This window comes from Streptomyces sp. NPDC057543, from assembly GCF_042801895.1.
Taxonomy (GTDB): domain Bacteria; phylum Actinomycetota; class Actinomycetes; order Streptomycetales; family Streptomycetaceae; genus Streptomyces.
Window position 1 is genome coordinate 1 of sequence record NZ_JBHVFF010000334.1, and the last position, 8,521, is coordinate 8,521.

Annotated in this window: 7 protein-coding genes and 2 pseudogenes; 7 read left to right on the forward strand and 2 right to left on the reverse strand. The window is 67.0% G+C overall.

The window, feature by feature from the left end:
- Positions 1-93: 93 nt before the first annotated feature.
- The 4 genes and pseudogenes from ACFU8Q_RS35940 to ACFU8Q_RS35955 form a co-directional block, all read left to right on the forward strand.
- Positions 94-562 (forward strand): annotated as a pseudogene (locus ACFU8Q_RS35940) (transposase); the annotation flags it as partial.
- A 783-nt stretch (positions 563-1,345) separates the two neighbouring features.
- Complete coding sequence (locus ACFU8Q_RS35945) at positions 1,346-1,900, forward strand: DUF2690 domain-containing protein (RefSeq protein WP_384462685.1); 555 nt, start codon at positions 1,346-1,348, stop codon at positions 1,898-1,900.
- Between the two features lie 41 nt (positions 1,901-1,941).
- The gene (locus tag ACFU8Q_RS35950; RefSeq protein ID WP_384462670.1) at positions 1,942-4,896 is read left to right on the forward strand and encodes a hypothetical protein; all 2,955 of its coding nucleotides are present in this window, start codon (positions 1,942-1,944) and stop codon (positions 4,894-4,896) included.
- Positions 4,893-5,594, forward strand: coding sequence for a hypothetical protein (locus tag ACFU8Q_RS35955; protein ID WP_384462672.1), 702 nt, complete (start codon positions 4,893-4,895; stop codon positions 5,592-5,594). Before ACFU8Q_RS35950 ends, ACFU8Q_RS35955 begins: the two co-directional genes overlap by 4 nt.
- 97 nt (positions 5,595-5,691) lie before the next feature.
- Here ACFU8Q_RS35955 and ACFU8Q_RS35960 read toward each other — a convergent pair whose 3' ends face one another.
- The gene (locus ACFU8Q_RS35960; RefSeq protein WP_384462674.1) at positions 5,692-6,015 is read right to left on the reverse strand and encodes a hypothetical protein; all 324 of its coding nucleotides are present in this window, start codon (positions 6,013-6,015) and stop codon (positions 5,692-5,694) included.
- A gap of 184 nt (positions 6,016-6,199) precedes the next feature.
- Here ACFU8Q_RS35960 and ACFU8Q_RS35965 point away from each other — a divergent pair, with 184 nt between their 5' ends.
- A complete protein-coding gene (locus ACFU8Q_RS35965) occupies positions 6,200-6,736 on the forward strand; it encodes a hypothetical protein (protein ID WP_384462677.1) in 537 nt (178 codons plus the stop codon).
- On the opposite strand, the gene ACFU8Q_RS35970 is transcribed toward ACFU8Q_RS35965, so the two are convergent.
- On the reverse strand, positions 6,717-7,979 hold the full coding sequence (locus ACFU8Q_RS35970; protein ID WP_384462679.1) for an XRE family transcriptional regulator: 1,263 nt from the start codon (positions 7,977-7,979) through the stop codon (positions 6,717-6,719). The two genes, ACFU8Q_RS35965 and ACFU8Q_RS35970, sit on opposite strands and share 20 nt — an antisense overlap.
- Positions 7,980-8,123: 144 nt before the next feature.
- Between ACFU8Q_RS35970 and ACFU8Q_RS35975 the strand changes: the two genes are divergently transcribed.
- Together ACFU8Q_RS35975 and ACFU8Q_RS35980 are read left to right on the forward strand one after the other, a co-directional pair.
- Entirely contained in the window at positions 8,124-8,345 is a 222-nt protein-coding gene (locus ACFU8Q_RS35975; protein ID WP_384462682.1) for a putative ATP-grasp-modified RiPP, read from the forward strand.
- A 60-nt stretch (positions 8,346-8,405) separates the two neighbouring features.
- Positions 8,406-8,521, forward strand: a pseudogene (locus ACFU8Q_RS35980) (ATP-grasp ribosomal peptide maturase); the annotation flags it as partial.

The window sequence follows — 8,521 nt, forward strand, 5'->3', positions numbered from 1 at the left end:
GCGTCAACGTTCTGTGGGCTCTGATCCGTGACCGACGGTGCTACCGGATCACACCCCCTGTCACCGAACCGGCTTGACAACAGCATTGGGAAGCATCTGGACGAGGTCTTCATCAGGATCAACGGGGAACAGAAGTACCTGTGGCGTGCGGTCGATCAGAACGGCAACGTGCTCGACATTCTCGTGCAGAGCCGGCGTGACAAGGCCGCGGCCAGGCGTTTCTTCCGTCGCCTCCTCAAGGAGACCGGGTCCGTGCCGCGCGTGGCCATCACCGACAAGCTCCGTTCCTACGGCGTCGCCCACCGCGAGGTCATGCCGTCGGTGGAGCACCGCTCGCACAAGGGTTTGAACAACCGGGCCGAGAACTCGCGAACACGCGATGAAGGACTTCCGCAGCGTCGGCGGAGCACAACGCTTCCTGGCTGCCTTCAGCGGCATCTCACCCCACTTCAGGCCCCGCCGCCACCTCCTCACCGCCACCGAACACCGCACCGAAATGATCATCCGCTTCGCGATCTGGGACCAGATCACCGGTGCCAACGCTCTGCCCACGGCGGCCTGACCGACGGCCACCACCTCACCCCAGCACGCCACCAGACGCCCACGCGCCCATCAACGTGACAACGCCCGACGAAGCCGACGGCGTACCAGGCCCGGTTCTTCGTACGGGTGGGCGGCTGGTGCGTACGCCACCCGTCCGGCGGGTCGGGCTGATCCGCTAGCCGCCGCGTCACCATCCGGGCCCGCGCCGACGGCTCCTTGGGCGCCCCCGGCGTCCTGGCCTCCGCGTCCCACAGGAACCGCTCCCACTCCTCGTCCGGTATAGACGACTCGTCCTTGTCCACGCCATATCCCCACTGCGCCGCCCGGCCCCTCCCCAGGGGCCGTGTGGTTGATCCGCGGACCATGATCCATGATCAGTGATCCGGCCACGATGCAGGCATATTCAGCCAAGCATGGGGAAGTGCAGAAGAAATTTCCCGCGCGAGGGCAACGGCGTCCCGATGTTTCGCATCGGATGGCGCTGCGGACACGGAACCGACAAGTGGTGCGTCTGCTCCTCAATCGCCGCCCCGAGCGGCGTCGAATTACCCTACCGCCCGCCGCGCAAAACACCCTCCGGCGCACCTCTTCCCATGGGTGCCCACCACCTATGAGGTGCCCTGCGGCGACATGTCCAAATTCGGCATCTGTACAGGTGGGAGGCACAAAAAATCCTCATGCCGCTGACATGTTCACGTAGTCTGCGCGTGCTTCTCCGGCATCCGGAGAAGGAAAAGAAAAAGGATGAAAACGGCCATCCGTGCTGCGCCCGTGCGGCACGGAGAAATTGTTGTCTGGGGTGATGTGTGTGCACGGCATACGTAGATGGGGGCCGACGGCGGCAGCGCTGACGCTGCTGGCGGGAGCGTTTCAGGGAATCCAGGCCTCTCCGGCGGCGGCAGTTGACTGCTTTCGGGCCACGTGTGCGGGAAAGGACCCCATTGCGATGGGGTGTGACGAAGACGCCCAGATCCTTCAGCAGGTGACCGAATACGATGAATCGGTCTCGGTGCGGCTGATGTGGTCTCCGATGTGCCAGGGCGTATGGGCGAAGATCTCACGTGATCTCGCTACATCGCCCGACTACGTGTATATGACCATGTGGACGACACGCGATCCCGACGGCGGTATCCAGGCCCCTGACACGGTGGGCCTGCTCGGCGACGGTGTGGCAGGCGCCTACACCAAGATGCAGAACTGGAAGAAGACATCGGCGAAGGCGTGCTGGAACGACGTCGGCGCGAAGTTCGATCCCCAGCCGGTGCGCTACATCGTGCAGGACCCCTCCGCGAGCGGGGACAAGCCGGTCGACGCCAGTCTCCCGGCCATGCACGGCACTTGCACGGACTGGCTGTAGGGGGAATCGTGCGCAGAAAACGCTTCATACGCAATATGTCCATGAATCCGCTGCTGATCATGAGCGTGGTGGCGGCATCCGCCGCACTGGTCCCGCTGGCCTCCTCGGAGACCGCGCCGGCCCCGGTCGCCGCGGAGAGCACGCCCCGGCTGTTCTCCACGCCCACCGCCGATCTGGGGGCGGACTATTCCGCCTCGTCGGACTCGATCGTGCAGGCCACCGGCGACGCCGAGGGGCTGCACATCCTCTCGGCACGGGAGAGCGACGGGTTCTCCTTCTACGAGATCGCCCGCCTCAACCGCAAGGAACTGTCCGACGTCGGCCCGTGGACGGGCTACGTCTGCACCACGGGTTCGGGGAACTACGCGGCGGCGGTCTATGCCCCCTCGGTCTGGTCCAACAAGGCCGGCGCGTACGCGCAGGGCGCGTTCGCCGCGGTGATCCGGCTGGCTGACGGCAAGGTCACCGAGATTCCCGACCGGGTGCAGCTGGCGTACTTCACGCCGGGCTGCGGTACGGGGGACGAGGTGGCGTTCACCTCCAGTTCCGCCACCGACACCTCGGCCGGCACAACGACGGTGATCTCGGTCGACGCGACGGACGGATCGGTGTCCTCCCGCCGCACCGTCGACGGCTTCCTGACGCATGTCACGCCCACCGAGAAGGGATCGGTCGGTGTCCTCGCGGGCAATCTGGTCGATCTGAAGGCCGACGGCAAGAAGCTGTCCGCCCGCAAGCTGTCCGCGGTGCCGGGCCCGATGTTCGCGCTGACCACGTCGAAGGACGGTGCCGTGGACGTCGGCACGGTCGAGGACGGGAAGAGCGTCATTTCCCGCTTCGACGGCAAGGCGTTCACCGAACTGGGACGCGCGCCGAAGGGCGACGTCAAGCTGCTTCGCGTGGCCGGTGGTGACGCGGTCGTCGGTGACGTCAAGGGAATCAACACCGCCAAGGCCCCGGGCCTCGCCAAGCACGCGGTGGACGGCCGGGTGGCCGGGATCTCCCGCCAGGGTCATCTGGTGACGAATTCGGTGTTCTCCGAGCAGATGAAGGGGATCACCGAGGGGGGCATCGGCTCGTCCCAGAAGAAGGGGGCCGGGTCGCTGACCGTCAAGGCGACGGCGGTGAAGACGGGGGCGAAGGCCACCAAGCTCGTGGACGCCGACCGCAAGCGGCCGAAGTCCGACGCGTCGCTGCCGATGGGCCCGGTCGCCTTCGCCACGAGGGACGACGACGAACCCCGCACCTGTGGTGAGGGCGGTCCGGAGTCGCAGTGCCTCTCCGGGTCCGGTGCGACCGTTATCGGCAAGATCGAGACGATGGAGACCCCCTGCATCGTCAAGCGCAACGACCCCAAGCGCCAGGCTCTCCAGGCCAGCGCGAACCAGGTCGAGTGGGCGGTCGACCAGGCCGTCCACGGCAAGCTGACGGAATCGCGTCCGGCGAACTGGCACAGCACGGGACTGGGCGCGTACACCCCGCAGGGGCTGTTCCCCAAGCCGGTGCTGACCGGTGGGGGCGAGATTCCCGCGCAGGTCATGCTGGGCATCCTCGCCCAGGAGTCCAACTTCAAGCAGGCGTCCTGGCACTCCATGAACGGTGACTCGGGCAACGTCACCCGCTCCGACTGGCTCGGCAACGGGAACGGCACCCACAGCTACCCCGACGCCAGCTCCGCCGACTGCGGCTACGGCATCGCCCAGGTCACGACCGGCATGGACGCGGCCTACCCCGATCAGCTGGACACCCTGCACGCGGGCGCCGTCACCACGGACTACGCGGCGAACATCGCCGCGGGCCTGGGCATCCTGGGTGAGAAGTGGAACCAGCTCAAGGACCTGGGCATGAACGCCAACAGCGGCAGCCCGGCCTATGTCGAGAACTGGTACATGGCGCTGTGGGGCTACAACTCCGGCGTCTACCCGTACGGCGCCAACGCCGGCCTGGGCTTCTTCAACAACCCGATCAACCCGAGCTACCCGTCCGACCGGAAGCCGTTCCTGCGGTACAGCTACGGCGACGCCTCCACCCCCGGCGAGTGGAACTACCCGGAGAAGATCCTCGGCTGGGCGGAGGTCCCGCAGCGGACCTGGAACAACGAGGAGTCGTACGCCAAGCCCAACATGCCGTTGAGCGTCCTCAAGACGCCTCCGTACGGCCTGTTCTGCGACGCGTCCAACGTGTGCGACCCGGCCGCGGCGGACCCGTGCCCCAGCTGGAACAACCTGTGCTACTGGGGCAAGAGCGTCGAGTGGATCGGCGGGCAGAGCAGCAGCAACTCCAGTACGGAGAACCTGAGTTACTCGCTCGGCTCGGGGGAGCCCGCGCTCCAGAGCAAGTACGATCACGGCCCGTGCATCGACCACCCGGGTCCCTACACCAACGCCATCATCGTCGATGACCTCGGGGAGCACGAGGACACCTACGGATGCGGGGACTTCGAGGGCGCCTGGGACGGCAAGTTCACCCTCCAGGTCGGTGACAACTTCACGATGCAGCGGGACGACTACAGCTACCGTGCGACCCCCTACATCGCCAATATCGACCTTCACCAGCTGGGCGCCGGGTACGACCACCACGTGTACTTCACGCACAGCTACGACTACGAGCAGGTCTTCCACAGGGTCACCGGCCGGTGGCAGGTCAACCAGAAGTCGCTTCCCTCGGGTGACGACATCGGCCAGCGCTACAAGGTGTACGTGCACCTGCCCAGCCATGGCGCGGAGGCAACCGTCCGGTACGACTTCATCCCGGGCGACAACACCTCCGGGGCCAAGCCGGACTACTGCAATATCAACCAGGGCACACGCAGCGCGGGCGGGAACACCTGGGTCGAGATGGGCACCTTCAGCTTCTGGAAGGGTGGCCGGATCGAGATGGACAACATCCAGAAGGGCGGCACCGGAGACGACAACGTGGTGTTCGACGCGATCGCCTTCGCTCCGACCCTCTACGCCGACCCCGGCATCTGCCAGCTGAATGACGGTGGCCTGTGAGCCGGGCCGCCCTTCGCGTTCCCGTCGTGCTGATGACGGTCGTCATCGGCGCGGCGGGAGCCGTCTCCTGTAGCGGCAGCACCTCCGGAACGACGGCGTCCGCGCATGCGACGAAGGCCGCGTCGTCCGAGCCGGAGCCGGAGCAGTCCCCGGCGCGGACCGCGCCGCGCGCCGCCGGTCTGCCGAAGCACGCGGTGGCGGGCGACGAACGGCCCAGCCTCAGTTCGGGGAACACCATGTCCGCCGGGTACACGGGGAAGGACTTCCTCGCCGGACTCGCGAAGGACTGGAAGCTGAAGCTGGACAAGCCCGTCGGCCAGGAGATGCCCGACGGGAAGAAGCGGACGTACGTCCACGGGCACGGCGGAAACGGGCTGACGGTGTCGGCCGGTTACGCCGATCACGAGGACATGTCGTCCCTGGTGTGTAGGAGCGGCACCGGCGGGTCCGACGGTTTCGGCTTCCTCTCCGCCTGCGCCGGTCTCGACGTGACGGGAATCGACCACGGCAAGGCTTCTTCGTGGCTCGCCCAGGCGAAGAAGGAAACCGATTCCCTGTACGAGAAGAAGGTCGCCGAGACCGGCAACAAGAAGGAGTACGTGGTCAGCGGGGTATTCACCTCGGGCCCGGTGGTGATGGTTCTCAACCGGGCGTACGAGAAGTACTCGCTGCGCATTCTCGGAGGCGCCGCGAAATAGCGGCGCGAGACCAGCACCATAGCGGCGGCCGGCCGCACGCGAAGGGCCTTGCCGGTGACGGCGGGGCCCTTCGCCTTGCGCGTCGGGCTTCCGGCGGTCAGCAGAGAAGCTGGGCGGTCTTCTGCTTGTACTCCCGCATTTCGCTTTCCTCGTAGCCCTGTTTCTTCAGGCTCTCCATCAGGTCCGCCGTGTCACCGCACAGGCGGGGAAGCTGCTGGTCGAGGTAGGATTTGACGCCCTTGGCGGGCAGTTGCTCCCACTTCCGCCTGGCCTCCGAGTTCTTCTCGTGGGCGTAGGAGAAATCAACCCATTCCTTCTCCTTGCCGGTCAGGCCGGATGTGTCGACGGACGCGCTGCTTCCCCCGCATGAGGCGACCAGGAGCGCGCATGCCACCAGGAGACATATGCGTGTTTTCTTCACAGCACTCTCTTCTAAGTGAACTCCAGCGGCCCATCGTACCGTTCGGAAGATCTTCGAGACACCCTTGCCATTAAGCCCGAGCCGCCCCCTCCATGAGTTTCTGGCCAGAATGTGAGAATTCCCGGCCTGTTGTCAGGTTCCTGCCCTAGACTCCGAGTGCTTTTAACCTAGGAATTGAGGAATCATGCGCGCTTCCAGACGTGTTCTGGCCCGTTTCGTCGCCCCGGCGGCAACCGCCCTCCTCGCCACGCTCGCCGTCGCCCCCATGGCCTCGGCGGCACCGATGGGAACGACGGCGGGGACGGTGGCCGGGACGACGGCCAAGGTCTGCGACAACATCTGCATCGACGGGGTGCGCGTGGCCACTCACGACGGCTATGACCGCGTCGTCTTCGACCTGGGGACGGGCACCCTGCCGCACGTCGGCATCGCCCAGACCACGGACCCCTCGTACGGGATGCCGAGCGGCGAGTCCAAGAACCTTTCCATCAGCGGCAGTTCATATCTGTTCGCCGACTTCTACCCGGCCCGCAGCGGCGACTACCCGGACACGAACCCGGTGGTGAAGCCGTTCGACCTGCCCACCGTCAAGGGCGTGCAGTTCTTGTACGAGCAGCACTCGACCCCCGCCTTCGGCATCACCCTCAACGGCCCGGTCTCGCACTACAACGTCTTCACGCTGACCGCCCCGAACCGCGTCGTCATCGACGTGTACCGCTAGGGTCTCCGCGCCGCTCGGCGCCATCCTCCTCGGGACCGCCGCGAACCGCTCGCGCCAGGGCAACGGCGGTGCCTCGCCGGGCCGTTGCTCCGGCCACCGGGCAAGGTGCTCCCGTTCGGCCCGGCTCTGTACGCAGGCGGGGCACAGCGTCTCGTCCGCCCGGGGCCGGAAGACATGTTCGGGCCCATCGCCCGCGCACAGCACATGCGGCCGCGGCACGGGCGACGGCGGGGCGGAGGCGGGCGCGGACGGCTCGGGCATCTTCTGTACGAGCCGGTGGCGTACGAACCCGACCGCCGACCGCACCCCGTCCGCAGGCAGCCCGCTCACCAGCGCGAGACGCAGCTCCGCCGTCTGCACTCCGCGCCGCAGCCAGTCCGCCGCCGCCCCGGAGAGGACCGTCGCGCATGAAGCCGTCGTCCGGCTGTGGTTCCCGGATCGAACCGAGCCAGTACGCCCAGTAGTTGAGGTTTGCGGCCTCGGCGGAGTCGTCGTCCGCCAAGCCCTTCTCGATGAAGTCCAGCAGCGGTTGACGGTCACCGAGCCGCACCAGCGCGGTGCCGGTTGATCGTGCGGTGGCCCACCGCGGATTCCAGCCACGTGCGGAGATCAGGTCGCGGCGGCCGTGCAGAGCGCCTGTGATCCACGACGTTGCCTCGGGGCTGCTGTCGTACGAGCAGAGGTAGAGGGCCTGGCGGTGAAGCGGCAGCCCATCGTCTCCGGCCCGCAAGGCGGAATCGGCAGTGTCCCGGAGGCGGGCGAAGAACGCGTTGCGGTCGGGCTGGGGCAGCAGCGGTGCCTTGGCAACAGGGCCACGGCGTCCCGTCGCTGCTCTTCCCGCGAGCGCGGGCGGGACGGTTCCGTTCAGAGCCCAGGCGATCATGTGGGCCGTATCGCGGGTATGCACCCAGCTTGCGAGGGGGTGGCGGGCGCTGATCTCCGGATGGAGCGTAGAGGTGATGACGCGTTCCGCGTCCATCGCCGGATCGAGAAGGTGAAGAACCTTGGAATCCGCGCCCAGGGCGAGTAACCGGCGTCGGACGTCGAGAAGGGCACCGGCCTTCACCTTGGCGAGCGGCCGTCGTCCGGTCTCCCAGCCCTGCCAGGTGGCGAGATCGATCCCCATCGCTTCGGCCATTCCGGCCTGCGTGCGGGTGCTCGTACTCTCCCGGGCGACACGCAGGACGAACCCGGCGATCGTGCCCACGGTCGCGTACCCGCGTGTGACGTTCTTGACGGCCATGTCACCTCCTGCACCGTCTGTCGTCGAACCCGTACCCGCAGTCAGTCCTACTACATCCACGGTGACCGTAGCTTCTGGTTCGACAACAACCGCTGTCGTCAAGGAGGCCGGAATGGCTACGGCAGTTGAGCCCCGCGTGCGCCCTTGGGGGCCGAACGGCTCGCCCCGTACCCGACCGTCACCCGCCTTCCCCACACCTCGGTCACGCTCGACCCGGGCACCCAGCTCGGCGCCTACACCGACCACACCGGTGCGGTGATCGAGATGGGCAAGCACGGCACCAGCAAGGGCACCGAGACGAACACGACCACGAACAGCGACTCCCAGAACGACCAGGGACACGACCAAGACTCCCAGCAGGACTGACCGGTGACCGACGAGAGGCCGGTGCTGGTGGCCACCGAGGCGGACGATCTCACCGCGGACATGGTGATCACCGAGCTGAACCGGCGCAAAGTGCCGGTGACCAGGTTCAATCCGGCCGACATCGGGGCGGCCCTGACGGTCTCCGCTCGGTTCGGAAGCTGCCCGGCCCACGTGGC

Excerpts from the sequence above, each read along its gene's own strand:
- ACFU8Q_RS35945 (WP_384462685.1), top strand. The coding sequence starts at position 1,346 with ATGTGTGTGCACGGCATACGTAGATGGGGGCCGACGGCGGCAGCGCTG.
- ACFU8Q_RS35950 (WP_384462670.1), top strand. The coding sequence starts at position 1,942 with ATGAATCCGCTGCTGATCATGAGCGTGGTGGCGGCATCCGCCGCACTG.
- ACFU8Q_RS35965 (WP_384462677.1), top strand. The coding sequence starts at position 6,200 with ATGCGCGCTTCCAGACGTGTTCTGGCCCGTTTCGTCGCCCCGGCGGCA.
- ACFU8Q_RS35970 (WP_384462679.1), bottom strand. The coding sequence starts at position 7,979 with ATGGCCGTCAAGAACGTCACACGCGGGTACGCGACCGTGGGCACGATC.